We start from the raw sequence: 22401 nt of genomic DNA, 5'->3' as shown, positions 1-22401 counted from the left end.
TTGTAACTTGTTCCGATAAAAATTTTGTTCCTATAACTACAATTATAGGAATGTTCCTATAACCGTGGCAAGCAATGGAAAGCGATATTCTTTTAGCCCCAACACTCCGTGTTGACTGGTCTAAAAGCTTATCGCTTTCCTCGCTTGTTGGGGAGTTCCCCAAACCCCCGGCAGAGTGCTGGCGCACGTCTGTCCGAACACTACAAGATTGTGGTGGCTACGCTTCGCTTGAAAAGCAAGAGAGAGCGCTTTGCGCTAAAAAAGCGGGTGGAAAATGTGCATAACTGGCCGCTCCGCCATGGAAAATGCTGTTCACAGCCTATGGAAAAGCAAGAACAGCTTTCCCACATCCTGCAAACAGCATTTCCCACAGCTTCGCAACATGGCCAGTTATACACATTTCCCACCCGCCGGCGGCTACAGAATCCAGCCCTTTCTTTCCTATATCTGAAAAACAAAGCAGAGAGAAGATTCCTTTTTTATTTACTCATAACGGTTCGATTGCATGAGAAAAGCCGGAAACCATGAATCTTTGTCCACGGTCTCCGGCCCACACTTTTTCAGCGGTCTTGTTCCTGGTTTTTCTTTTTCTCCTGATGTTCCTCTTTCTGAATGTTGAGCAGGCTGTCCACGTTGGACTTGACTGCTTGCAGTTCCTGGTTCTCCTGGCGCAGCCGCTTGTAATCCTCATAGGCCGCTTTCTTTTTATCCAGCAGGGCGGAATACTCCGCTTGAAGCGTTTTGATTGTAGGCAGCTTCTTCACGCCCTGGGCGTCAAAGGCACGTTTCGCCGCTTCATGGAGGAGCAAGTCCCTTTCATGGGCAGCCCGGAAAGCTGGCTTGTCAGCGGCCTTTTTCTTCCGGTAGGCAATGTAAGTGTCCCGTGTTTTAGCGTAATTGATGATGTGGGTCTTTAAGGCGGCGATCTGCTCCATGCGGTGTTCTGCCTGCTTTATGGAAGTTGAGATAGATTCAAAGTCTGCCGCAGCCTTTTCTACTTTCTCTGCCAGCAGGTCATAGTCAGTTATACCATGCTCTGTAAGGTAGTTTAAGGTCTTGGCGGCCTCTTTCAAATTGTGGATTTTCATCCAGCGCTCCATGCCGGGGCCACGTCCCTGCAGGCGGGCCTGAATGTCCATAAGGAGATTGATACGGGTATCCTTTTCCATCTGGATTTTTTTCTTGCGCCGGGTCTGTTTCGCTTTGCCCACACGGTCACGGAGAGCCTCCAGGCTGTAATCGGCTCCCAGTGTTTTAGATCGGGTGAAACGTTCCTGGCCCTGGGCACGAAATTTTAAGAGTTTGCTGCTCTGGACAACCTCATAGCCTTCCCTCCTCATGGCCTCTAAAAATTCATCAAAGGTACTGACCGTTGGCAGTACCTGGTCTATGGTCTGCCGCAGCAGCGCCTTCCAGCTCTGGCCTTTCTTTTCCGCTGACCATTCCGCATAGTGCTTTCCTTTTTCTGCTGGGTTCTCAATGATTGAAAGGCCAAAGTCCTTACATATCCGGTCATTGGCTTTCCGCAGGGGAATATAGCTGTTCTTGATGTTATTGAACTTGTGGGAGCAGTCCAGGGCGGTACTGTTAAATTCTATGTGATTATGGATATGCTTTTTGTCAATATGGGTCGCTACGATAAATTGATGTTGACCACCGGTAAATTCCAAAGCTAATTTGTAGCCCAACTTGTTGGCGTCCTCTGGCGTAATGGTTCCAGGCTCAAAGGACTGGATAATCAGGTAGGAAATTACGTCTTTATCTGGGACACGTTTGCGCCCGGTTGTGACTGTGTAAATCTGTTTGGAAACAGCAAATTCCTGCCAGGCCGTTTCCGGGGAACACTGGTAGCCAGTGACCAGAAGGCCGCCGTCTGTTTTCTCTGGGTTCTTGCTGTAATCAATACGTTCCGCCAGCACAGCGGCAATGCTTCGCCCTTCACTGGCATGGCGGGGTTTTAGTTTTGAGATTGCCAAGGGTGGCGGCTCCTTTCTGCATAAAAATCGCAGGCTGTTATAACCTGCGACAGAATTAATTATTTTTATCTAGCATTTAAACCTAATCATTTTTCTTTGACATTTCTTCAATATGCTTTTTTTCTTCCAGTGTCTGTTGAGCGTCTTTTATTAATTCATTTATCATTTTTTTATTAATATCATCACTAATAAATTCATTGGTTTTTTGTGCCAACTCAATATATGTGGGGTAATCTATTTTTTCTTTAATCATATCATAATAAGATTTTTCTGAATCGACAATAAGTGATACATATAACTTAAGAATTATTTTGGCTAACTCCACATATTTCTGATGATTTTTTTTGCTAAAACAACAAAATGATTGATTTAACTGATTAAATTTGTCAAAGTCATCTTTTATTTTTTCTATTATCCTTCTACAAAACTTTTCCTCTACATTTTTTTCTTGATATGAAAGAGCAACTGTTAGATTTAAAATCGCTTGCCGTAAAACTGATGTAAATTCAGACATTACCTTCTCGTATTCTGACTTATATTGGAGAAAAGTGGTTATTATTACTACCAAAATACTGCAAGTTATTCCAATTATATAATTCTGAAGAAACGAAATGGTATCATTGTTTGGAAATAATATTTTTAAAGTGACAGATGAAGTCAGTAAAATAATAAAAATCCATATACTTACAATAATTGTTCGCTTGTAAAGTTTTAACATATTCAACCTCTCTTTTATGTATCTAACATATCCCAATCTTCGCCTAATACCCATCTTAATGCAGAAAGCTTGCCGTTTATCATTCCCCATTCAAAATCACTATAAGGGCCTAGATTTTCTTCCCCATATTTTTCAATTACTTTTTGTGCCGAATTAAGTGCGCCTTTCCAAATTTCCGGGTCAACGCTTTCTTTACCCGTTTCAATTCGATACTTTAATACCAAATGCCTATTAAACCAAACTTTTTCAAGAAATTCTCCACTGGCTTCTACAATTTCCTCGATACTTCTAGGTTCCTCCACATAAAAATCATTTTCGTTTTCAGCTAATTCTTTTGTTTGCTTTAATTGATGAAAAATTTTAAAGTTTTCAAGTCCTATTGTTAGTTTTTCCATTTCAGCTTGCAAGGTGGAAATTTTTTGGTTTTGTGTAGCAAAAAAAGACAGTTGTTCTTCCTTACTCATTTCAATATCAAGAAACTCCATTCGTATTCCGTAGAATGAAGGAGTATTTAACAAAGTAGCAATACGTTCTAAGTGGTATAGCTGAACATCTATTTCAGGATTAATTTCTGATAATGCAGTCCTTTCTGAAAGTCGTAGTTCCTGGTTTGTTACAAAAGCCAAACCATGGGCATGATTTTTCTTTACCCCTTCTATATCATGTACGACCTTCTGCTTAATGGTTGTAAAATCTTGTTGCCCTCTGGGAAAATATACAGCACCAATCCATTTTTGTCCTTGATAAGATAAAACCATATCTTTTAATCCGTCTTTTCCTCCCAATGGGTGGGAAGGATCGACATTTTGAAAACCATTACTTGATAATATTGTTGTAGCTAATCTTTCAGACGCTGCTTGTCCTCGATCCCATTCAAGAAGCCTATGCCATGTTTCTTCTCCTTCTCGCCTTCTCATAATATCACTCCGTTTCCGTTTAAATATTGATATAATTATATCTCTTAGTCTATAAAATAACAAGTTTATAAGAGATATACTTAAGTGATGACATTTTCTGAAAATTTCCCATACCATGCTATTTTTTAGTGTAACATGGTATGGGAAATCCTTATCGGTCAGAAACGGATAACTTAACAAACCTATTACAGTTCTTCCCACTTGGAGAGTAGCGAACTAAACGCTCCCCACAACTCCCCATACTTCACCTTCAGATCCGCCACGTCTTCATCATACAGATTCCCGGTTCCGTTCACCCGCCTTGCGATCTGGTTCAGATTATTGGAGCAGTTACGCAGCAGAACCGCCAACTCCTTCACGTCCGTCATATCCACCTGGACAACATACCCGTCCACCGCCATTTTCCGCAGGTAGGCCCGCTGGTTGTGGGTTCCCAGCTGTTCCATTTTCTTCTCGATCACCGCCTTTTCCTCCGGTGACACCTTGAAGTACAGGGGAATGGTGCGCCCGCTTTTGGGTTTCATCAGATCATCACCTCCATGTCTTTTTCTTTCCTGGGAGCAGCGGCACTGGCGGCGGATTCCACTCCCATGCGGCGCAGGAGCCGCTTAATAGAAGTCTTGCCGTCACGGGCCTGCCGTTCCTCCTTATCCCTGGGCTTATCCTTCCCGCCGATATTCAGAGCCACATTGAGGACACTCAACCGTTCCGATTTCTCCGCAAGTTCCGCCTCCTGGGGGAAGGGGCGCTTCACCTCCATCTTGGCCTCCTTTGTCTGCTGAAGCAGGTTTTCCAGTTCCTCCTTGTGCTGTCCTAAGTTCTCCCGGATACCGTCTAACAGATTATCCAGGCGGGTGATATTGCCGAAGGGGTCATTCCCCGGCTCAATGGTGTGGGAGCGCTCATGCTTTAAGGTGATCTGTAACTTCTGGCTAAAGCCCGTGTCCGACACCCAGAGGGTCATGGGGAATCCCCGGTACTCGCCCAGTTCCACCTTGTCGTTTAAATCCTTGAGGCTGTCAAAAGCGGCGATCAGCGCCTGGCCCGCCTCCTTTTTCTCCGTGAAGGCAGTTCCCAGAACGGTCATAGAGAAATGTTCTTTATCCATTGGCGTATGGGAATCCAGGTAGGCGATGTCTTTTTCCAGGTCAGCGATCATTTCTTTCTCCCTCTTGATCGCCTGGGGGAAGAACTTGATCAGCTTGTCCTCCAGGGCGTACCGCTGGCTCTCATGGTTCGCCTTCAGCAGCTTTAGCTTTGTCACCTGGCCGTCTAAGTCGGTCTTTTCCATGATCCGGGGATCGCCGGAGGCCAGGGCCTTAATGTATGCAGCTATTAGTAAGCGAAAAAGCCGGAAGTATACCCTCGAAAAATTTTTTAAAATATTTCAAAAAAAGTATTGACGTACCGTCTTTTCAGAGTTAAGATAAGCACACCTTAAGGGAACGGAAACAAAAAACGGAAGTAAGAAAGGCGGCAAAAATGAAAAAGGAACTTGCTAAACTGCAAAAGGAATATAACGAACTTCATGAGCGCCTCGGTTATGTTTACAATGAAACAACGATTAGTGCAATCAATAATAGGCTGGATGCTATCGTGGAAAAAATGAATAAAATCTTATCTGAAAAATAAAGAAGGGCGGTTAAAAAAAATGAAAAAAAATTATCTGGAATATCTCAACGAAGAATACAATAAGGCCGAAGCGGATTTTAACAATGCGAAAGCCGAAGTTATCCGGGAAATTGAAAGTATGACTCCATTCGTAGCTGTGGACTACGGCGCCGGGTATGCTTCCCATATTGAAAAAATAACAAAGGCGGCGGCCCGCATGAAGGCAATAGCTGAAAGCCGCGAAACGTATCAATACTTTTTAGAAAAGGGGGAGCAGTAATGAAAGAAATTAAATTAGAATGGTGTGAAAACTGGATAAGGGCGCGGTTTGCAAAGCTCCCGTTTGAAAATGGCGGCATATACACTGGGCTGTTTTGGGATATGGCTGAAAGGTCCGGGCTGTGGGTGGGTGGCACTTATGGCTCCCCAATGAGTACGGCTCTTGAAAATTTAACAAGGGTTGAAGCTGTAAACGATAGCGAAGGAAATTTTTTGTATCATGTCTTTAAAATGAAAAAATAAGGGGGTTCAATTATGAAGCTGAATAAAGAAAAGTTTTTGAAAACGGAAGTAGGGGCGGAACTTAAAAACTGTATACGGGTATGGGATAATGCCATTGATGAACTGCGGAAGGTAACGCCGGGCTGGGGCGATCCGGATGCTGGCCTGGGCTTTTCATACTGGGATAACACCTGCCGGTGCTGCCAGGCTCAATGGGAAGTATATAAAATGGTTCTTCTGCAGTTCTTCGGTATCGAATACAACTTTACCCGGACGGACTCCTACTTCGGGCTTGTAACCGAAGACGAGGAAAACTGGTTATTTAAAATTGAACGGGCGGCGGCGTAGCTGCTGCCCCGGCACTAAACCGCCGACGCCTGGTCCAAAGTCCAGGGGGAAGAAGTAAGGCAGGCTCCCCGGCCTGCGGTGATGGGTGCTATGTATAAACAAGGCTTCCCGGCCTGCGTGCTGTTCAACAAGTTTTACTGGCTTTTAATGTGAAAACCTTAAAACCGTCCGGGGAAACGGTGCAACTCGTAAACCTCGTAGGCTCCGCGCCTGGCGCGTGGAAGAAAGGTTAATAGGTGATGTGAAGCCGAGCTATGCAAGCTCTACCCGTCGGGCTATACCGAAGGGCGGCCGGGAAGCCTTTTTATAAAAACCGTTGCGACGTCGCAAGAAGGAAGTGTAAAGAATGAAGAAAACAAACGAAGGAAAAGAAACGCGGGAGCTTAATCTGATCGCCAATAAGGGCGGCTCTGGCTCCGTTGGTTTTAAGCTCTCAATACCGAAGCCCTGGGCGGCTGCCCTGGGTGTAGATCTGAATAATAGAACGGTCGTAGCCTCTTTCGATGGCGACAAAATTATCATATCTGGAATAAAAAAATAAGCCCCAACTGCCAACCGGCAGCGGGGCTTTTCCTGCGTCCTGGGGCCTGGGCTTTTACCCCCTAAGACCCCCTCCTGGCGCACATCATACTACAACTTTTAAAATCAGTCAACCTTAAATTTTCTTAAGGATGGAAGGCTCCGCCCATCCCTGCCGGGTGCCTCCCTTTTTGGCTGCAAGGCCGATATAATATTTATACGTTGCCTTGTCTACCAGTTCCGTGACGTACATCGTCGCGCCGGTTTTCTTAATGGCTCCGCCGGTCCCGTTTCCGTTGCCGTAGAAAGTCCCGGTAACTTTTACCTTGTCCCCTGCCTTGAAGGAAACGGGCGCCGCGCTGGCTCCTGCTCCTGCAGCGGTGATGTGCTTCGCGGAAGCGAAGCCGTACTTACCGGCCTTGTTTTTAATGTAATACCAGCGGGAACCGTCCGCCGCCTGGATCTCGTCGCATACGCTTATTTCTTCCCCGGCCTTAAGCGGGCTAAAGCTGCACTCGCCGTTTTCGGTTCCGGCCCACTTCCTTACCTTCAGCGCCGTCGTGGTTTTACCCTTCCACTTTGTTTCCCGGCTCAATCCGCCGCCGGTTGCCGTGCTGCCAGGCTGCGGCGCATCCGGCTCCTGCTCCGTTGCCTTGCTGGCGTAGTCCGGGCAAATAAAGCCCCGGATATATCTGCCGTTGATCTGCAGGTTCCTCCGGCCAACAACGCCGCCGCTCATATTGCCCTCAATAACGCGGATCGTGCTGCCGCTTATCGCCTCAACCATGCCGACGTGTTCCGGCGCTCCCTGGTTGTCTGTGGTGGCGTAATTTGCGCCGTCGTCCCAGTCGTAAAGAACTTCGTCGCCCGGTGCTGGGATGTATGCGTCGTTTTCCTGCCAAATGCCCATAGCCTTGGCTTTCTCAATCAAATAATAGCAGGAACACTCTACCGGGATAATATCCGTATAGCCTGCCTTGATCGCCGCCGCGCTGGTCGTGGTGGCGCAGTATGCGTCAGTGTAAGTAACCTTGTACCCCCTGGGCAGCGGCTTATCGCCGTTATATGTGTCAATGATCGGGGCGTGGCTTTTGTCGGAACGCTTAAGCCCGATCCAGCCCTGCATAATGCCTACGACCTTCTGTCTTGCCTGTGCCTCTGTCATACCTTCGTTCCCTCCTTCTTTCTGGTAAAGAGCTTCGTACTCCTGGCCATAGCCCGCCCGCTTCTTCTGGACGGCTTCGCTCTGATCCCCCGGTTTCTCAAACTGTAGCAGTACGGCATCGGAAGCCTCCCGGATGCTGGCGGCTGTCTTAAGAACTTTAAGGACTGCCGGGAAGCTCTCGGAAAGCTCCTTGTAAATAAATTCCGCCTGCGTCAAGGTGTCGCCAATGGATACGCCCTTTGCCTGGTGGAAAGCAAGCATAGCCTGTTTCCGGCTCCAAAATGTGCATTGATGTAAGCCGTAGCCTGCACCGTCGTGTACGAAGTCCTTATAGCTTCCATTGTCAACTGCTGCCGTGTAGCTCTCGTCTGTAAAGCCGAGTTTCTTTTCAAAGCTGTTCTGCAGGTTCTTCGGGTTCATCCTGCTCTCTGCGTAAAAGTTGCCGAACAGCCCGAAAATGCCATTGTTACAAAGTCCCTTGCTACTGTAAAAGGCGTAAAGCTCACGCTCTACGCCTCCCCAAATAATGCCCATGGTCTGCCTCCTATTCCTCGGTATCCTCCTGGACCTCGATCCCGACCTCGCCCTCAATGTTTGCCGCATCCGTCAATCCTTCCCCGATAATGTAGGCAATAACGGAAGCACCGGCCATAATAAGTGCCGTTACCTGCGTCGCCGTGTTCTCGGCTCCGCCCGTTGCCAGGATCATCATGGAAACGAAGGAAGCGACCGCCGTCCAAAGTTTCCGGCTTGTAAGTTTCTTTACCCAGTTAATCTGTTTCATGGTGTTGTCCTCCTTTAAGGTTTATTTTTTTTGCGCCGGGGTTTCCCAACCTTCCGGCGCGGTTGCCCTGTTACATCCCGATCTGCTTGAAAACAAAGCCGATAACAATGCCGACAATGGCGGTTGCTATGTAGCCTACAATCTTCCGCCACATCTCGCCGTCCTTTGCTTCAAGCTCCCGGAGCTGTTTTCCCTGCTGCTCCTGCTCCTTCGCCATGCTCTCAATGCTTACGGCCAGCTTTTCAACGGAAGCGGTAAGCGTTCCAATCTGGCGCACGGTTTCCTCCAGCTCGTCGATCCGCTTGTTCTGCCGCTTGTTTTCCTCGTCCTGCCGTTTTGCAAATTCCTGATGCTCTGCCCTGGTGATGGGTGTGTCCATGCTTTTGCCCTCCCTTCTTGCAATAAAATAAGCCCCTTCCACGGCGCGTCCTGCGCCGTTTCCTGGGCCTTTTGCCTTTTAGTGTAGAAATATTAGTCTAAGCCGATTCCCGCCCGGATTTCCGCCGCCTGGTTAATCCTGGCAATACACGGAAGGCCGTCCGCTTCTTCTGCGCTTATGTGTTGCATAAGAAGCAAGAAAAGCTCGTCAATAACGCCGCTCTGGATTCTTATAATGGCGTTCTGCTGCTCTACTATCTCCAGCGGGCCGCTGCTCCTATTCTCCATATTCCTCCCCCGTGATCTCCTGGTAATCGGCTTCGGTGATGGTTCCCTTCTCTACCCGTTCCCCGATCTGTTCCCTGGTGACTCTGCCTGCTGCATAAAGCCTCTTAAGGCTGTTTACTAAAATCGAAGCCATTATAAAAGCCCTCCTTCCATAAGCTGCATCGTGTACTCGTCAATAGCTGCGCTCACTGCCTCGTCCGTCCGGATTTCCTCTATGCTCTTAAGCATCTCGTACTCTCCGACGCTGATCTCCCGGCTCTCGCATACGAAGTCCGTATAGGCTGCCGCCTGCTCCGTGGCTTCGTGTTCCTCCTGCTGAATGTTCCGGCGCTGGATGAAAGTATCAGGCGCCACAAGCTGCAATTCTGCCGGCCGGCTTGCGCTTCGTTCCTGTGTCCACTGCTTCATTTCTGTTTGCCCTCCTTGTCAATTTTGAAATAATTTTCTTAAGCTGTCTTACTTTTATGTAAGGCTTTATATAGTCCTGGTATGCGTCGTAAGTGTCCGTACAACTGAACCAGCCCATATAGCTTAACATTGCCTCTAAGTGTTTCTTAAAATATCCCCTCCCGGCTTCCTTTGCTGCGTGTAGCTTGCTGGCCAGCCTGGTGGCTGAAAGCATAATAGCTTTCCGCATCGTTGTCCGGTTGCGGAAGAAAAGGAAGCCCATAAAATCAATAACGCGCCCTACGACCTTCCCGTTCTTCTTCTGGTAGTTGAACTTAAAGACCTGGTAGTTTCGCTTCAGCTTCAGCCGGAACCTCCGCCCTATGAATTTCTTAATTTCTACTATTGCCTGGTGCAACTTCTTTTTGTTGTCGTGTCCTAAAACAATATCATCCATATAGCGGATAAGGTTCGGTATTCCCAGCTTGTCCGTTATGAAGTGATCCAGCGGCTCCAACAAATAATTTGCCAGCCACTGGGAAATGTAGAAGCCCAGCGGTATTCCCTTCTTAAAGCCTTGTAAGCAAAGCTCCACAATGTATAGAAAAAGCTCGTCTTTTATTCTTATGCGAAGCTCCCGCATAAGAATGTCCAGCCGTATGCTGTCGTAAAAATGGCGGATGTCAATCTTCGCAAAATTCCGGATATTCTTTCCGCCCTGGATAATTTTTAAAAGCCGTTTCTTGCCGTAATGTGCGCCCCGCTTCGGGAAGCTGCCGCAGGAATATGGGTAAGCCGTGGCTGTTATAATCGGCTCCAAAATAAGGACGATTATATGGTGCAGCCATTGCTCGTGTATCTCCGGCATAAATATCTTCCGGGTTTTGCCCTTTTCCCTTATGATTTTCGGCTTGCGCTTTTTCGGCTTATATGCCAGCTCCGGGTGTTCCACCGGAACGTCTGGCGGCTTCGTATTCTCTATCATGCGCCGCATGGCGGCGACTTCGTTATCAAGATCGGCGTCTATCTTCTGTATCTCTATTCGCTTCGTTTTGCCCTTCCGCAGCTTCTTGTATGCTTTTCTTATTATGTTTTCGTCAAGCATACGGCGATACAAATATTTGTACTGTTTAACGCCTCTTTCCGTTGCGGCTTTTTCTACTTTCTGCCACAGCTCCTTCTTCCGCATAAACAATACTCCTATAAGAATATTTTTTCTTCTATCCTCTACGCACGGCAGGTGCGACCGCTTTACCGTGCGCCCTGTATCAAGTTAATTTACCACTTACCCTTCCAATAATGGCGGTTAAGGCGTATTTCAACGCCCAGGGGTGTAGGAATAAGGGCGGCTTTAAGTTAATGAACCGTATGAATAGAAAAAAGGCGGCGCCGATGTTCCAGTTCGCATTCGTGACACTGTTGTTCCAATTCCGCGCCCGTGGTCCGCAATTAAGCCCATTGTTGCAATTACCGAACCGTAGGCAGACGCCCCCAGGTGACGCCGCCCCTATCCCCTTATATTTTGTTGCTTATAATTTACGCTGCTTCAAAGCTCCGGTATCTCCTGGGGGAATTGCTTCGCACCCCCAGACCCCCTAAACGGCTACGCCGACAGGTGGTAAAAGAAGATCGGCGGCGCCGATGTCCCAGATCGCACCCGTGACACTGTCGCTCCAATTCCGCGCCCGTGGTCCGCAACCAAGCCCATCGCTGCAACCACCGAACCGTAGGCAGACGCCCGTAAACGTCTGCTTCGGGTCTTTTCTCCAAAGCCCGTCACAGCCTCCGGTCGCGCTGCTCCCTCCGTCCATTCCTAAAGCCGGGATACTGCCGTATCCCGGTACGGTTCTGAAATGGGCCGGGTAGTCCAGGGCGTTGTGGTTCGTGTCCCAGGTCTTGTTATCCGGTACGGTGATCCCTGTATCCGTATACTTTGCCCCGGTCGGATCGTAGGTGTAATTTTTGCTTACCTTCACCCGCCCGTTTACAACTACTTCGTAAGGGTCGCGCATCCACTGCTGGTAGCTGCCCAGGACTATGCTGTGGAAAATCTTATTTAAGCTCAGCTTATCGTCGGTTCCGTAGAACTGCCCGCCGCCCACTACGGCGTTCCGCTTTACTCCGTAGGTCGGGGACTGGCTGGCGTCGTAGCCGCTGCAGTTTCCGTACCCATAGGCTTCCTGCAAGTTCGTTGTTTTTGCGAACATGATCAAAAGGTCGATAATGGTTTCCACAATCGGCCCGCCCAGGAACGCCGCCCGGCTGCTGAAATTGGTAATAGCTGTCTTTTCCTTGTCCGTGGTGTTGTTATAGGTCGGCTGCAAGTTTGCAAGGCTTACCATCTTCGGGGTAGCTCCGTCCGCTCCCAAAATGGAACCGTAGAACATGGGCAGCCATACGCCCCCCAGCTCGTTATTGCTGGGGTCAATGAAGCCCACCGGCTCGTAGCCGTCGCGGGCGGTAAGGGAAAAGCGCACGATCCGGTCGTTGCCGACCATTTCCTCGTTCTTGTAAATCTTCATAAGCCAGGAAAAAGCGCCGCCGTTATAGCTGCTGTTTGCAACGTCGGAAGAGCCGCCGTCCTCCCTCTGGGTGTAGTCCGTTTCCTTGAGCCTGTAATCCGGTGTGCCGTCTGCCCGAACCATATAAGGCTTGTTTGCTTTAATGACCGGGAAGTCCGCCCAACTGTTCAGAACCATGCTGCCGTTTTCCTTATTCCTTGCAAGCGGGGAATAATTCTTATTAAGCCCGATGTACTCAATCCGGGCGGACGGGCTTAAGATGTCGTTATGCTCAATGAAGCCGTATACCGGATCGGATGCCAAAATGTTATAAACCTTGTCTAAGGTTTCTTTGTCTGCAATATAAATCTTTTCTCCTGCCATTACTCGTCTACCTCCTGTATATAAATCAATCCGTTATCAATCCCCAGCTTATACTTCTGCTTCGTGGCGTCGTCCCTTATCTTGTTCGCATCCTCCGCAAGCAGGGCGGCTCCGGTGCTGACGATTGTAACTTCTGCGCTGTTGTTTACGGTTGCAAAATAATCCTGGGTGATCTGCGCCGGGTTATATCCGTTATAGGGCGGCATAAAGTCGCCGTTGTCCCCGGCTGTGGTGGTGATGCTGTAAAGGATTTCCGTGCTGTCCGCTCCGTCCTTTACCTTGGCAAATAAGCCCATCTCGTTAATGTAATACCCGGCGTTTACGAGGGTCTGCCCGGTTACTGGGTCCTGGTTCGTAATAAGCGCCGTTACCTTCACGCTGTAATCGCTGAATACGTCAATATCCGAAAGGGTATAACTGTTCTTAAGCGATTTAAGGGCTGTCCGCTTCTGCAGCGCATCCAGCGTCTTTTCGGCTGCGGTATAATTGCCGTTGCCTACTGCGATCCGGGTAAACTCTATCTTGATTTCCCCGGCCTGCGCCCTGGTCAGAAGCCTCGCCCCTGCGTTGGTCATGACCGCGTTGTTAAATGGTTGTGGCATTCTTGGTTCCTCCTTCTTTTACGGTATTCTTGTATTTACTATTTGAAGCCGTGGCGGCTACAATAGCCTCTGTTACTGTTTCGCCCTGGACGATAAAACCTTCCCGGACTGCTGGCGGTTTCTGGTGCGCCTCCGCCCTCGCTGCGGATCCAGTGTAAGCATGGCCTTCTACTGGTGAGGCGGCTCCTTCCAATCCTTCCCGGATGGCTGCCTGCTTCTCTGTGGCCGCCATTTCACCCCCTATAAACGTCTGGCCTATGACTTCCTTACCCTCGAAGCTAAAACCGTCCACAATGGCCGCCTGGTGCGTCCTGGTGGCTCCTGCTGCCCCTGCAAATACTCCGGCGGTAATTTCTCCGCCCTCAGTCTTAAAGCCGTCCCAAATCGGCGCAGGGCGGCTCTGCTGGGATGCCAATGCCCCGGCGTGTATGGTCTGCCTTGCTTCCCGGTCTACGGCGTAACCATCAATTACTGCAGGCGGCTTATAGTTTGGGAAAACTGCCGCCCCAGAGAAAAGCTCGTGATTTACAATCCGGTGTATATCAATCGCCCGAAGGTGTGACCGGGTATTCTTTACCCGCCGGATCATAATTGAAAAAAAATCGTTCATTTCAAGTGTAAGTATTGCGTTGGTAACAATCTTAAAATAATAGGGCTTGTCGCCGTACTCGTACCACTCTTTTACTTCGCCCTCCCCAAATACTACACCCACGAGTTCCTCTACTGCCTGGGGCGTTCCTGCGCTCATATACCAAATAAGCGTATTTTTTACAAGCCGCCGCTTCGTGTCAATGTCCAGCGTACTCCGGTAATACTGGGTACGAAGTTCCGAAGCCAGAAGGTCTATAACTTCCTCCGGCTGCTCGTCCAAATTGGAATAAATATAGAGCCTCCGGCTGTATCGGTAAAGAAGACGGCAGGCTTGCTGCAAGGCGTAGCTTAACGCCTTTACTTCCGGCTTTTTGGTTATGTTTCCGGGCATGATGTCTGTTAGTTGCCCGTCGTAATAACTAATCATTTTCAAGCCCTCCGTATATAATATTTACCCCTGTACACTGGGCTTTCGCCGTTTCCCCTATAACGCGGAACGCTGGCGCCCGGACTTCCGCCCTTTTTGCCCCTGCGTCGTTCAGCCTTGCTATAAGCTCATCCGGGTTTATGTCCCGGCCTACCTTGGAAGCCTGCCACAGCTTATAATCCTCTACGGCGGTTTCTGCCTGTGCCTGGATAGCCGTTGCCGCGTTGCTGTCGCTGGTGTTTATGTAATAGGTCACGTCTATCTCGTATTCTTCAATTTCCGGACGCTTTACTTGTACCTGGTCCGTAAGCGGCCGCTTTCCTCTCTGGTTTACCGCCGCCGTTACTGCTGCTATGGTGGTATCGTCCGGGACGGTTCCGTCTGTCATAACAAAGCGGATATCAACTAAGCCCGGTGTAGGGCTGGTTATTTTAACATCCCCTATAAAGGGGTTGCTGTCCTTCACCCAATACTCGTAAGCGTCGTCCGGGCCGGCTGTAGAATAGCTGGAAGGAGCCAGGTAAATTCTTTCTGCCATGTTCTGGTCTGACTCTACCTCCGTCCCTCCGGTGCTTTTCTGCGTGTTCTCAACCTTGGAAATAAAGCCTATCGGATCCACCAGGGTGGTAAGCTCCCCGGCAGCGAAGTCGTTCCCTATCGTCCCAGCCTCTGTGCATTCCGCCATGACCGTGACTTCCGTTTCCCCCGGCGGTATCTCTGCGTATTCAATCGTAGCAAAGTAAACCTCGTAGGCAGCCGTTACCCTGGTTCCCTGGGGGATACTGGTCGCCGCCTCCCTTTTCCCGGAAAGCGTGAACTTGACCGGAACCTGGGCGAACTTTGCCGGGTTCCTCGTAACCTTCTTAAGCGCCCCCATATTCTCTAAATAATCGTCGTAGGCGTACTTAAGAAAATTCATCTTTCCGCCCTTGTCTATGTTCTGCAAGCCCTGGTATATAAGCTGGGCGCAACCTAACATAATAATGCGGTTCGGGTCCGACTTGGAAAGCTGTATTTTCTTCCCGGTGATCTCCTGGTACTTCGCCACGAAGTCGCTTAACATCTGGCTCTGGATGTTCTCCAGCGTCAATCCGTCTATGAAAGAAATATCCGGTAAATTATCTATCGTGTTCAGAATATCCGACAATCCTTGCCACCTCCTTTATTCCTCCGATTCTTCCGTGTCTGCATCCTCGGTGTCCTCTGGGTCTTTCGGCCCGATTATGATTTTCGGGGTCAGGTTCCCGTCCTCTGCCTGCGTGTACTCAATGTTTAATATTTCCGCCTTATCCTCGTAAATCTCCGTTTTTTCTATGACCTCCAGCGCAAATAAATTTCTCGCCACGTTGGTCGGGCAGCTCTCAAAGGTCTGCTCTAATCCGAAGTTACGATCACCGGGGCAAGTGCCGGCCCTGGTGCTGTAAAGCAGATCAAGGTTGCGCTGCATTTCTTCCAGCTCCGTTGCGTTAAGGTAGTCGAAGCCGATTATAACTGTTTCCGGTGTGCCAAACATCCGCCCGCCTCCTTCCCCTTATAAATATTCCTCCAGGGTAATGTCGCAGGTAATCTTTACAACTTCGCCCCGGTTTAAAATCGTTTCCCAGCTCTCGCTGATCTCTGTTATGGCGTACTTATTGGAGCCTACCTTCTTACTTCCAATAACTACGGTCTGGGGTTTCCCCGTCCGGATCAGCTTCTCTATGTTCTCTACCGTTTTCCGCGGCTTCACGCCGTGTTCTGCGTTGAGGGTTATGGTAAATGTTAGCTGGTCGGCATCCGGCCCTAAAAACTGCTTTTTCGGCTTTTTGCCTACTCTGGAATGGGAAGCCCAGCGCCCCTTTACGGTCCGCTGCATCTTCTTGAAATTAAGGATTTTTGCGTCGCTGGTTTCAAATACGACGGTTTTCCCTATATGTCCTATGGCCATTCAACTACCCCCTTCCCTACCCCTACGACCTTCTCTAAATCTGCGATCCTTTTTTCGTGGTCGTGGAGCTTCAGCAGAAGTTTCTCCGCCTCTGCGTCCTGGTGGGTTTCGCTGCCATCTAAGGAAGCTATGACGGTATGCTCCGCCGCTATGGTCAGTACGCCGTCCTTATAATTGATATAGGCTCCGCCGCCCAGATCCTTGTGGAAGGTTCCGGGGTTCCCCGCTGCGTTGTATTCGTTCCAATAGGTCCCTAAGATGATTCCCATCTCCCCGCCGTTGCTCAAATGCATAACGACTACTTTTGCCCCCAACTGCGGCAGCTTGTATTCTTCGTTAAAGGTGGCGTAGGGTAATAGCTCCGTGACCTCGCCGTCCCGGTCCTCAAATATTACGCTTACCATTCCCGTTTCCGGGTCTACGCTGCTTACGGTCCCGATCCTGTTTCCTCCGTCGCTCATCCTCTGCCTCCTATGCTTTCTTAAGGCTTTCTTTTCCGCACCAGCCGTACCGCGTCCCGCCCTTGCGCTTCGCCACTCCGTACTGGTACTTATAGCCGCTTCCTAAAATCTGCGTTATATACATTGTCATGTTGCTGCACTGGTTCGCCTTGCCTCCGTTGCCTCCCCAATAAGCCGGCCCGTTTACGATAACCTTGTCGCCTACTGCGAGGGTTTCTCCGGCTGCTGGCTGTGCGGTTGCGGTCTTGGAAGCGACCGCTTTCTTCTGTCCCTGGTATTCCTTCATGACGGTTGCCTTGCTTATGCGCTTCTGGCACTTGTGAAGCTCCAGCGCCATGGTGTAGGCTCCGTCCGGGCTTATGTTATGCGTTACTTTGTCCACAAAGTATTTCCCGGAAAGCTGGTAAAGCCCTTTTATATTTACCGTGCTTCCGGCTGCGATCCGGTTGTTCGCCATGATGGTTATGCTCATAGTTACCGCCTTTTCGTTCTCGGCGTTTACCTTGGCGCAGGCTTTTAGCTGGGCTTCCTGCAGGCTCTCGACCTTCTCGTTAATGTTAAGTATTCTTTTTCCGCTTCCGACTACGCACTTCATTTCCTTGTCGTCTTTACCGGAAGTATACTTTATCTGTGCGCCTGTGTACGTCCCGACCAGGGTGGTATTGTATGACCAGTCCTGCAAGTCTGCCTTTTTCAAGGTGGCCACTGGTTTCCTGGATTCAAACTGTCCCTTGTCGTAGATAACAATCTTTCCGCTGTAAATCTTGATAGCCATCCCGTAATCCTGGCATACTTTCGTTAAAAAGCTGCTGTCAGCCTCGTTGCTCTGCTCTATGGTTCCCAGCTTTATCGTCCCCCCGGTGTACTGCAGCTTAAGGTGGTACTTTTTGGCGACCTCCGCCGCCACCTCCTTAAGCGTTGCTTTCTTCCAGGTCTTACTCCGGGCCGTGCTTCTGAAAGCATTACCTTCCGGGACGGATACTCCGCCAATGGTACAAGTAAGCTCCGGGCCGGTATAGCTCAAATCGTCAAGGCAGAATTTTCCGCAATAGAAAGTTTTCTTTTGCCCTGCCTTGTCCCAGCTCTTTTCAATGATTTTTGCTGTCAACTTATCGCCTTTTTTTGGCATCCACTTGTTTGCCCAGCGCAAGTCTATATTTGTTAAGGTTATGCTTACGGTGTCGCTTTCCCCGGATGCCGGGTCGGTGTAAGAAAAACCTTCGTTATATTCCGCCATGACGGCGGCGGGATGTTTGCTTGTCCCGCCGGCCTTCTTGGCTTTCTGGTAGGTCACGCTTACGCTTGCCTGCCTGGGTGTTTCTTTGTTCATTCGTCGTCCTCCGCTTCGTCCTCGCTGCTGTAATCGTCGTAAGGATCTTCGTCCTCATCTCCGTCGTCCTCCGCCCCGGTTCTCCATGGCGGCAGCTCGTCGCTTTCCTCGTACCATGGAATACCCGGCGTATTTAAGACGGTTCCTGCTGAAAAGACTAAAACGTCCAAAAAGGGGTAGTTATTCGCCATAAGGAAGGCGGCGTATTCCTCGCCGCCGTATACCTTATAGGCTATTTCGTCCCAGGTTTCCCCCTGTATCGTGGTATATGTTTTCGCCAACTTTACCACCTCCTATAGCTTCCGCCTCTGCTGATCCTTCTCGTATTGTTTCATCAGCTTGTTAAATTCTGCCTGGCTCATGCGGTCGGCCTCTGCGATTTCTTCCTTCCCGGCGCTTCCGTAAAGGTTATAGACCGGGCTGTACTGTATCGCAGGTCCTCCGGCTCCGGCAAGCTCCGGCTGTCCGCCGCCGCCCCCGGTTCCTATTCCCTTCAGCTTTTCAATAAAGGCGTCAATAAGGGAAGCTCCGCCGCTTGCGGCGATTGCCTCGTTTAAAATCTCCTTCATTTTCGCCCATAGCGTATCAAGGGGCAGAACTGCCTCCGGTCCCGCTTCCCCTACACCCTGCATTCCTGCTGGCGTGTTAAATATGGTCGGCTGGTCGAAAATGCCGCCCAGGGCGTTCCAACTCACTGAAAAGTTCGGAACGCTTACGCTTCCGCCGTCGCCGTATGATACGGAACTTGTGGAAACATTTATAACGGGGATCCTCGGTTTCGGGATCGTTATGGTCATATTTTCAAATGCTGCTTTTACCGCGCTCGCTGCGGAGCGGGCTGCGTCTGTGACGGTCGTTGCAAGGCGCTGCATCGCCGTCTGTGCGCTTGTGTTTGCTTTGTTCCATCCGCTGTCTAAAGCGGTGTTTATGTCGTTCCCCAGGGTCGTTGCCGCCTGGGATACTGCCTGGCTATTTCCGGTCATTCCCGTTCCTATGGCTGTCGCCCCGTCGGTTCCTGCCGTTGTAAGCGTTGCCGTAAGTCCAGAAGTATCTACCGCCAGCGCACTGGTGTTTATGGTGGTTCCAGAAAGCCCGGTATTAAGTCCGGTCGTAAATGCTGTCGCCCCCTGGGTTCCGGCTGCTGTCATGTTGGTGCTGATTGCCCCTGCATCCAAAAGCCCGCTTGTGTCTACTGGGGTAGCAAGTCCGGCGCTGAGGCTGGTGTTTAATGCCGTCGCCCCGGTCATTCCCATGTTGGTCATGTTGGTGCTGAAAGCCGCCGTATCAAGCCCGCCGGATGCCATGCTTTCGGTTAAGCCTGTAGAGAAGGCCGTCCCCGCCTGGGTTCCGGCTGCCGTCGCCCCACTGGTGTCCATTCCGCTGAAAGCGTTTGTTGCCATGCTGTTGGCTGCCGCCGTTACCGTTCCGGCGTTACTGCTAATACCGGATGCATAACTGTCCACAACTGCCGCGCTCTGGCTGGAAGTGTCCGGGATGTCAACCTCTCCGCCTGTGAATAGGCTTTTAATCGCGTTCCACAAGCTCTTTCCGGTGCTGAGTATTCCGTCAATCAAGCCCTTAATAATCTGGATCCCTACGTCAAGCCAATTTGTAGATAAAATCGTATCAATGATCGCCCCTACAAGCTGGGGTATTGCCGCTATAAGCTGCGGTATTGCCTGGATTAAGCCCGTCGCCAGTGTTATAACAATCTGGACGGCTGCCTGCACAATGTTCCCCAAATTCGCTATAATTCCCTGGATAAGTGAAATAATTAGCTGTATGCCGCCTTGTATAATCATGGGCAGCATCTGGGTTATGCCGGAAACAAGGCTTATAATAATCTGTACGCCCATCTGTAAAATCTGGGGCAGGTTAGAAAGTATTCCCTGCGCCAAACTCAAAATAAGCTGTATTCCCATCTGCAGAAGCTGTGGAAGCATGGAAACTATGCCTAAAACCAAATTTCCTATAAGCTGAATAGCTGCGCTTATAAGCATGGGGGCGTTCTGTCCTATGCTGTTTACAAGTGTCTGAACCAACGTAAGGGCCGTCGATATAACCTCCGGCAATCGCTGTATAATGCCGTTTACGAAGTTTACTATTGCCTGCGTTCCGGTACTTATAAGCTGCGGAAGCTGTGCGGTCATGCTCTGCACGAACTGGGTCAATATGTCGATTCCGGCAAGTATGACCTGCGGAACCAGGGTAAAAAGCCCCTCGACAAAAACGGTAATAACTTCCGACGCTGCCGTTGCCAATGCCCCGGAGTTGTCTGTTATCCCGCTTATGAAATTCTCCAAAAGGTCCACGCCCATGCTTACTACCTGAGGGGCGTAGTCCGCTATGGTGTTTACTACCTCAGCCATGCATCCGCCTACCGCTCCGACCATGCCCTCCATGCCGCCGCTCTTGTACGCCTCGGAAAGCTCCCCGACCATGCTGGTGGCTAACTGGGTCATTTCCCTTAAAGGTCCATTAAGGTCCTGGTATATGCTGATTCCCAAATCGGAAAGACCGGACTTCAAAATGTCAATATCTCCGTTAAGGTTGTCAAGCTGAATAGCGTACATATTTTCGCAAGCTCCGGCGCTGTTCTCAATCGAAGCGGACAGCTCGTCGAAACGGTCCGTACAATTTGCAAGCATGGCGTTGGCCGCCGTAAGGTCGGTCTTATTGAACAGCGTCGAAAGTATGGTGTCTTTCGAGGCGTTGTCCATCCCGTCCATGGCTCCCTGCAAATCCTTAAATACGTCGTTAAGGCCGCGCATATTCCCCTGGGCGTCGTATACGTCAACACCCAAAGACTTAAGCGAAGCCGCCGCCTTGTCCGTCGGGTTCTGCAGGCTCAATATAATATTTCTAAGGTGTGTACCTCCTTCCGCTCCTTTTAGTCCGTTATCTGCCAAAATTCCGAGGGCTGTGTTAAGCTCCGTCGTTCCCCCGGCGAGTCCTTTTGCCGTTCCTCCTACAGTCAGAATAGCCTCGCCCAACTGGGCGACGCTGGTGTTCGCCTTGCTGGCTGTCTGTGCCAACTGGTCGGAGAACTGCGTAAGGTTCGCTTCTGTCGCCTCAATGCCCAGGGCGCTCATGCTGTCCGTTACCATGTCGCTGGCGGCCGCCAGGTCCATGGCTCCCGCCCCTGCAAGTTTTAAGACGGTCGGCAGTGCCGTCGCCGCCTTGTCCGCGTCGTAACCTGCAAGGGCTAAATAGTTCAAGGCTTCCGCCGCCTCCGTTGCTGAGAAGGCTGTGCTTGCCCCGCACTCCCTGGCGGCGTTCTCCAATGTTTCAAAAGCCTTTTGCCCCTCCGCCGTGGTCTTGTCAATCAGCATGGTGGCGGCGACCTGGCTCATGGCTCCTTCAAATTCCCGACCGGTATTTATGGCAGCTATGCCCATAGCCCCTACGGCTGCGGCTGCCGCCGCCGTGGCGGAAGCGACCGTTTTGGTAATGGTTCCCAGCCCCTTGGTGGCCTGGCTTAATGCGCTTTTGAACGAACTTTCAACCTTGCCCGCTATTTTTATAGCGATCTCCATTTCCTTACCGCCGCCCGCTGCCATAAATCTCCGTCACCTCCTTCGCTATTTCTATCAACTCAAAAACGGACAGGCTTTCCAATGCGTCTAAGCCTGTCCGCAGAATAATTGATAGGTGTATGGTTAATTTCCGAAGGCTGGAGCCGTCTGTTGGCTTTAGTCCTCGCCGTACAAAAAATTTGTTACCCGGTTCTTGATCTTAAGTGCCTCCTTCGGCGGAAGCGCCTTAAAAAATTCCACGGGCTTACCGGAAGCCCTGGCGGAAATAAGGCAGGCGTATTCCAGGGACATCTCCGGCAATACGTTCACTGTTCCGCCCCTCTCAATGGTCTTATTTACCGCGATCATGTCCGCTGCGCTCAAAGATTCCAGCCCGCTCAAATCTACGCTTTCATAGCTTACTCCCTCGAAGGTAAAAGGCTTCTTGAAGAATACCAGGAAAGGGTTGTCCTCCATCTCCTGCTTTCTCCTTGCCTCAACTGCTGCCGCCTCTGCCTCTGCTGCCTGGGTTAAATTCTTCTCTTTTTCCATCAACACATTTTCCTCACTTTCTCTAATAAGTCTTTGCCGTGTACCTTGTAAACGAAGTTGAGCTTATCAAGCTCGATCTCCGTCACGTTGTCGATCTCAATCAAAATATAAAGGATCTCCAGCTTAATGCTGCTTGCGGTTCCGCTGCCCTGCTTCGCCTTACCGCCCGTAAGCCCCTTATTTTTTCCACGGACTACAATCCGCATGGGCTTGAAAGCCGTTGCGCCGCTGTCGTTTACGGTGTACTGGATCGATCCCCTCAAAGTAACCGTAACGCTTGAAATATCGTCCGAAAGGATAAACAGGTCCTTGTCCATCTGCCGGAACGGGATTTCTATTTCCATGCTCTGGAAATGCCCCACGGTCGGATCGTCGATCTCGCCCAAAATGCCGGGGCCGCTTAATGTTTCCGTTAAGCTCTCAAAGTCCGGCAGGGTCACTTCGTCGGAAATGCCGACCAGCTTCGTGCCGTCCTTGTATACGTTGAAAGAATTGATTTTTGAAGGAATGTTATACAAT

Annotated in this window: 29 protein-coding genes; 5 read left to right on the top strand and 24 right to left on the bottom strand. The window is 49.9% G+C overall.

Translation table 11 applies throughout. The annotated features are described in order from the left end of the window. Positions 1–560: 560 nt before the first annotated feature. From NFS31_RS13215 to NFS31_RS13195, 5 genes are all read right to left on the bottom strand, one after another. Positions 561–1976 carry a relaxase/mobilization nuclease domain-containing protein gene (locus NFS31_RS13215; protein WP_251495736.1) on the bottom strand — a complete coding sequence of 472 codons (1416 nt, stop codon included), beginning with the start codon at positions 1974–1976 and terminating at the stop codon, positions 561–563. An 82-nt stretch (positions 1977–2058) separates the two neighbouring features. After that, on the bottom strand, positions 2059–2694 hold the full coding sequence (locus NFS31_RS13210) for a hypothetical protein (RefSeq protein ID WP_251495734.1): 636 nt from the start codon (positions 2692–2694) through the stop codon (positions 2059–2061). Positions 2695–2708: 14 nt separating this feature from the next. Then, positions 2709–3611 carry a hypothetical protein gene (locus NFS31_RS13205; RefSeq protein ID WP_251495733.1) on the bottom strand — a complete coding sequence of 301 codons (903 nt, stop codon included), beginning with the start codon at positions 3609–3611 and terminating at the stop codon, positions 2709–2711. 185 nt (positions 3612–3796) lie between these two features. Next, a complete protein-coding gene (locus NFS31_RS13200) occupies positions 3797–4135 on the bottom strand; it encodes a plasmid mobilization protein (RefSeq protein WP_251495732.1) in 339 nt (112 codons plus the stop codon). Beyond that, the gene (locus NFS31_RS13195) at positions 4135–4902 is read right to left on the bottom strand and encodes a helicase (protein WP_251495731.1); all 768 of its coding nucleotides are present in this window, start codon (positions 4900–4902) and stop codon (positions 4135–4137) included. Before NFS31_RS13195 ends, NFS31_RS13200 begins: the two co-directional genes overlap by 1 nt. 191 nt (positions 4903–5093) lie before the next feature. On the opposite strand from NFS31_RS13195, the gene NFS31_RS13190 reads away from it, so the two are divergent. From NFS31_RS13190 to NFS31_RS13170, 5 genes are all read left to right on the top strand, one after another. Then, positions 5094–5243, top strand: a complete 150-nt coding sequence (locus NFS31_RS13190) for a hypothetical protein (RefSeq protein ID WP_251495729.1) — start codon at positions 5094–5096, stop codon at positions 5241–5243. A gap of 19 nt (positions 5244–5262) precedes the next feature. Then, positions 5263–5502, top strand: a complete 240-nt coding sequence (locus NFS31_RS13185) for a hypothetical protein (RefSeq protein ID WP_251495728.1) — start codon at positions 5263–5265, stop codon at positions 5500–5502. Beyond that, a complete protein-coding gene (locus NFS31_RS13180; protein ID WP_251495726.1) occupies positions 5502–5744 on the top strand; it encodes a hypothetical protein in 243 nt (80 codons plus the stop codon). The genes NFS31_RS13185 and NFS31_RS13180 overlap by 1 nt, the downstream gene beginning before the upstream one ends. A gap of 12 nt (positions 5745–5756) precedes the next feature. Continuing rightward, positions 5757–6071, top strand: a complete 315-nt coding sequence (locus NFS31_RS13175) for a hypothetical protein (RefSeq protein ID WP_251495724.1) — start codon at positions 5757–5759, stop codon at positions 6069–6071. A 346-nt stretch (positions 6072–6417) separates the two neighbouring features. After that, positions 6418–6612, top strand: coding sequence for an AbrB/MazE/SpoVT family DNA-binding domain-containing protein (locus NFS31_RS13170; protein ID WP_251495721.1), 195 nt, complete (start codon positions 6418–6420; stop codon positions 6610–6612). Between the two features lie 114 nt (positions 6613–6726). Here NFS31_RS13170 and NFS31_RS13165 read toward each other — a convergent pair whose 3' ends face one another. The 19 genes from NFS31_RS13165 to NFS31_RS13075 all read right to left on the bottom strand — a co-directional run bounded on the left by NFS31_RS13165 (position 6727) and on the right by NFS31_RS13075 (position 22400). Further along, the gene (locus NFS31_RS13165; protein WP_251495718.1) at positions 6727–8289 is read right to left on the bottom strand and encodes a phage tail tip lysozyme; all 1563 of its coding nucleotides are present in this window, start codon (positions 8287–8289) and stop codon (positions 6727–6729) included. 10 nt (positions 8290–8299) lie between these two features. Next, positions 8300–8539, bottom strand: a complete 240-nt coding sequence (locus tag NFS31_RS13160) for a hypothetical protein (RefSeq protein ID WP_103240103.1) — start codon at positions 8537–8539, stop codon at positions 8300–8302. Positions 8540–8609: 70 nt separating this feature from the next. Further along, positions 8610–8918, bottom strand: coding sequence for a hypothetical protein (locus tag NFS31_RS13155; protein ID WP_103240165.1), 309 nt, complete (start codon positions 8916–8918; stop codon positions 8610–8612). Between the two features lie 92 nt (positions 8919–9010). Then, on the bottom strand, positions 9011–9205 hold the full coding sequence (locus NFS31_RS13150; protein ID WP_103240104.1) for a hypothetical protein: 195 nt from the start codon (positions 9203–9205) through the stop codon (positions 9011–9013). After that, a complete protein-coding gene (locus NFS31_RS13145; protein ID WP_103240105.1) occupies positions 9195–9338 on the bottom strand; it encodes an XkdX family protein in 144 nt (47 codons plus the stop codon). The genes NFS31_RS13150 and NFS31_RS13145 overlap by 11 nt, the downstream gene beginning before the upstream one ends. After that, entirely contained in the window at positions 9338–9613 is a 276-nt protein-coding gene (locus tag NFS31_RS13140; RefSeq protein ID WP_146040051.1) for a hypothetical protein, read from the bottom strand. Before NFS31_RS13140 ends, NFS31_RS13145 begins: the two co-directional genes overlap by 1 nt. Continuing rightward, positions 9549–10781, bottom strand: a complete 1233-nt coding sequence (locus NFS31_RS28480; protein WP_103240107.1) for an RNA-directed DNA polymerase — start codon at positions 10779–10781, stop codon at positions 9549–9551. Before NFS31_RS28480 ends, NFS31_RS13140 begins: the two co-directional genes overlap by 65 nt. Before the next feature lie 406 nt (positions 10782–11187). After that, a complete protein-coding gene (locus NFS31_RS13130) occupies positions 11188–12477 on the bottom strand; it encodes a hypothetical protein (protein ID WP_251495715.1) in 1290 nt (429 codons plus the stop codon). Next, complete coding sequence (locus NFS31_RS13125; RefSeq protein WP_120398195.1) at positions 12477–13079, bottom strand: phage tail protein; 603 nt, start codon at positions 13077–13079, stop codon at positions 12477–12479. Before NFS31_RS13125 ends, NFS31_RS13130 begins: the two co-directional genes overlap by 1 nt. Next, entirely contained in the window at positions 13063–14097 is a 1035-nt protein-coding gene (locus tag NFS31_RS13120) for a phage tail protein (RefSeq protein WP_103240110.1), read from the bottom strand. Before NFS31_RS13120 ends, NFS31_RS13125 begins: the two co-directional genes overlap by 17 nt. After that, complete coding sequence (locus NFS31_RS13115) at positions 14090–15244, bottom strand: baseplate assembly protein (RefSeq protein WP_103240111.1); 1155 nt, start codon at positions 15242–15244, stop codon at positions 14090–14092. Before NFS31_RS13115 ends, NFS31_RS13120 begins: the two co-directional genes overlap by 8 nt. Before the next feature lie 15 nt (positions 15245–15259). After that, complete coding sequence (locus NFS31_RS13110; RefSeq protein ID WP_103240112.1) at positions 15260–15610, bottom strand: hypothetical protein; 351 nt, start codon at positions 15608–15610, stop codon at positions 15260–15262. Positions 15611–15628: 18 nt separating this feature from the next. Further along, positions 15629–16024, bottom strand: a complete 396-nt coding sequence (locus NFS31_RS13105) for a phage tail protein (RefSeq protein ID WP_120398194.1) — start codon at positions 16022–16024, stop codon at positions 15629–15631. Next, positions 16015–16428 (bottom strand): hypothetical protein, encoded by a 414-nt coding sequence (locus tag NFS31_RS13100; RefSeq protein WP_251495712.1) that lies wholly within the window; start codon positions 16426–16428, stop codon positions 16015–16017. Before NFS31_RS13100 ends, NFS31_RS13105 begins: the two co-directional genes overlap by 10 nt. 67 nt (positions 16429–16495) lie before the next feature. Further along, positions 16496–17815 carry a phage late control D family protein gene (locus NFS31_RS13095; RefSeq protein WP_120398193.1) on the bottom strand — a complete coding sequence of 440 codons (1320 nt, stop codon included), beginning with the start codon at positions 17813–17815 and terminating at the stop codon, positions 16496–16498. Beyond that, on the bottom strand, positions 17812–18096 hold the full coding sequence (locus NFS31_RS13090; protein ID WP_120484829.1) for a tail protein X: 285 nt from the start codon (positions 18094–18096) through the stop codon (positions 17812–17814). The genes NFS31_RS13095 and NFS31_RS13090 overlap by 4 nt, the downstream gene beginning before the upstream one ends. Positions 18097–18108: 12 nt before the next feature. Next, positions 18109–21375 carry a phage tail tape measure protein gene (locus tag NFS31_RS13085; protein WP_251495709.1) on the bottom strand — a complete coding sequence of 1089 codons (3267 nt, stop codon included), beginning with the start codon at positions 21373–21375 and terminating at the stop codon, positions 18109–18111. Between the two features lie 132 nt (positions 21376–21507). After that, complete coding sequence (locus NFS31_RS13080; protein WP_251495707.1) at positions 21508–21882, bottom strand: phage tail assembly protein; 375 nt, start codon at positions 21880–21882, stop codon at positions 21508–21510. Further along, entirely contained in the window at positions 21882–22400 is a 519-nt protein-coding gene (locus tag NFS31_RS13075) for a phage major tail tube protein (RefSeq protein ID WP_120398189.1), read from the bottom strand. Before NFS31_RS13075 ends, NFS31_RS13080 begins: the two co-directional genes overlap by 1 nt. Between the last annotated feature and the right edge of the window lies 1 nt (position 22401).

Origin of the sequence: Otoolea muris, assembly GCF_943193115.1 — a bacterium.
Taxonomy (GTDB): domain Bacteria; phylum Bacillota; class Clostridia; order Lachnospirales; family Lachnospiraceae; genus Otoolea; species Otoolea muris.
Note: the sequence above shows the minus strand (reverse complement) of the source record. Positions and strands in the feature narration are given on the sequence as shown.

Bases quoted from the DNA above. Each gene is read 5' to 3' on its own strand.
- NFS31_RS13165 (WP_251495718.1), bottom strand. From the start codon at position 8,289: ATGGGCATTATTTGGGGAGGCGTAGAGCGTGAGCTTTACGCCTTTTAC.
- NFS31_RS13120 (WP_103240110.1), bottom strand. From the start codon at position 14,097: ATGATTAGTTATTACGACGGGCAACTAACAGACATCATGCCCGGAAAC.
- NFS31_RS13130 (WP_251495715.1), bottom strand. From the start codon at position 12,477: ATGGCAGGAGAAAAGATTTATATTGCAGACAAAGAAACCTTAGACAAG.
- NFS31_RS28480 (WP_103240107.1), bottom strand. From the start codon at position 10,781: ATGCGGAAGAAGGAGCTGTGGCAGAAAGTAGAAAAAGCCGCAACGGAA.
- NFS31_RS13145 (WP_103240105.1), bottom strand. From the start codon at position 9,338: ATGGCTTCGATTTTAGTAAACAGCCTTAAGAGGCTTTATGCAGCAGGC.
- NFS31_RS13195 (WP_251495731.1), bottom strand. From the start codon at position 4,902: ATGGAAAAGACCGACTTAGACGGCCAGGTGACAAAGCTAAAGCTGCTG.
- NFS31_RS13110 (WP_103240112.1), bottom strand. From the start codon at position 15,610: ATGTTTGGCACACCGGAAACAGTTATAATCGGCTTCGACTACCTTAAC.
- NFS31_RS13150 (WP_103240104.1), bottom strand. From the start codon at position 9,205: ATGGAGAATAGGAGCAGCGGCCCGCTGGAGATAGTAGAGCAGCAGAAC.
- NFS31_RS13210 (WP_251495734.1), bottom strand. From the start codon at position 2,694: ATGTTAAAACTTTACAAGCGAACAATTATTGTAAGTATATGGATTTTT.
- NFS31_RS13100 (WP_251495712.1), bottom strand. From the start codon at position 16,428: ATGGTAAGCGTAATATTTGAGGACCGGGACGGCGAGGTCACGGAGCTA.
- NFS31_RS13185 (WP_251495728.1), top strand. From the start codon at position 5,263: ATGAAAAAAAATTATCTGGAATATCTCAACGAAGAATACAATAAGGCC.
- NFS31_RS13125 (WP_120398195.1), bottom strand. From the start codon at position 13,079: ATGCCACAACCATTTAACAACGCGGTCATGACCAACGCAGGGGCGAGG.
- NFS31_RS13095 (WP_120398193.1), bottom strand. From the start codon at position 17,815: ATGAACAAAGAAACACCCAGGCAGGCAAGCGTAAGCGTGACCTACCAG.
- NFS31_RS13200 (WP_251495732.1), bottom strand. From the start codon at position 4,135: ATGAAACCCAAAAGCGGGCGCACCATTCCCCTGTACTTCAAGGTGTCA.
- NFS31_RS13175 (WP_251495724.1), top strand. From the start codon at position 5,757: ATGAAGCTGAATAAAGAAAAGTTTTTGAAAACGGAAGTAGGGGCGGAA.
- NFS31_RS13190 (WP_251495729.1), top strand. From the start codon at position 5,094: ATGAAAAAGGAACTTGCTAAACTGCAAAAGGAATATAACGAACTTCAT.
- NFS31_RS13170 (WP_251495721.1), top strand. From the start codon at position 6,418: ATGAAGAAAACAAACGAAGGAAAAGAAACGCGGGAGCTTAATCTGATC.
- NFS31_RS13180 (WP_251495726.1), top strand. From the start codon at position 5,502: ATGAAAGAAATTAAATTAGAATGGTGTGAAAACTGGATAAGGGCGCGG.
- NFS31_RS13205 (WP_251495733.1), bottom strand. From the start codon at position 3,611: ATGAGAAGGCGAGAAGGAGAAGAAACATGGCATAGGCTTCTTGAATGG.
- NFS31_RS13085 (WP_251495709.1), bottom strand. From the start codon at position 21,375: ATGGCAGCGGGCGGCGGTAAGGAAATGGAGATCGCTATAAAAATAGCG.
- NFS31_RS13155 (WP_103240165.1), bottom strand. From the start codon at position 8,918: ATGGACACACCCATCACCAGGGCAGAGCATCAGGAATTTGCAAAACGG.
- NFS31_RS13140 (WP_146040051.1), bottom strand. From the start codon at position 9,613: ATGAAGCAGTGGACACAGGAACGAAGCGCAAGCCGGCCGGCAGAATTG.
- NFS31_RS13160 (WP_103240103.1), bottom strand. From the start codon at position 8,539: ATGAAACAGATTAACTGGGTAAAGAAACTTACAAGCCGGAAACTTTGG.
- NFS31_RS13105 (WP_120398194.1), bottom strand. From the start codon at position 16,024: ATGGCCATAGGACATATAGGGAAAACCGTCGTATTTGAAACCAGCGAC.
- NFS31_RS13080 (WP_251495707.1), bottom strand. From the start codon at position 21,882: ATGGAAAAAGAGAAGAATTTAACCCAGGCAGCAGAGGCAGAGGCGGCA.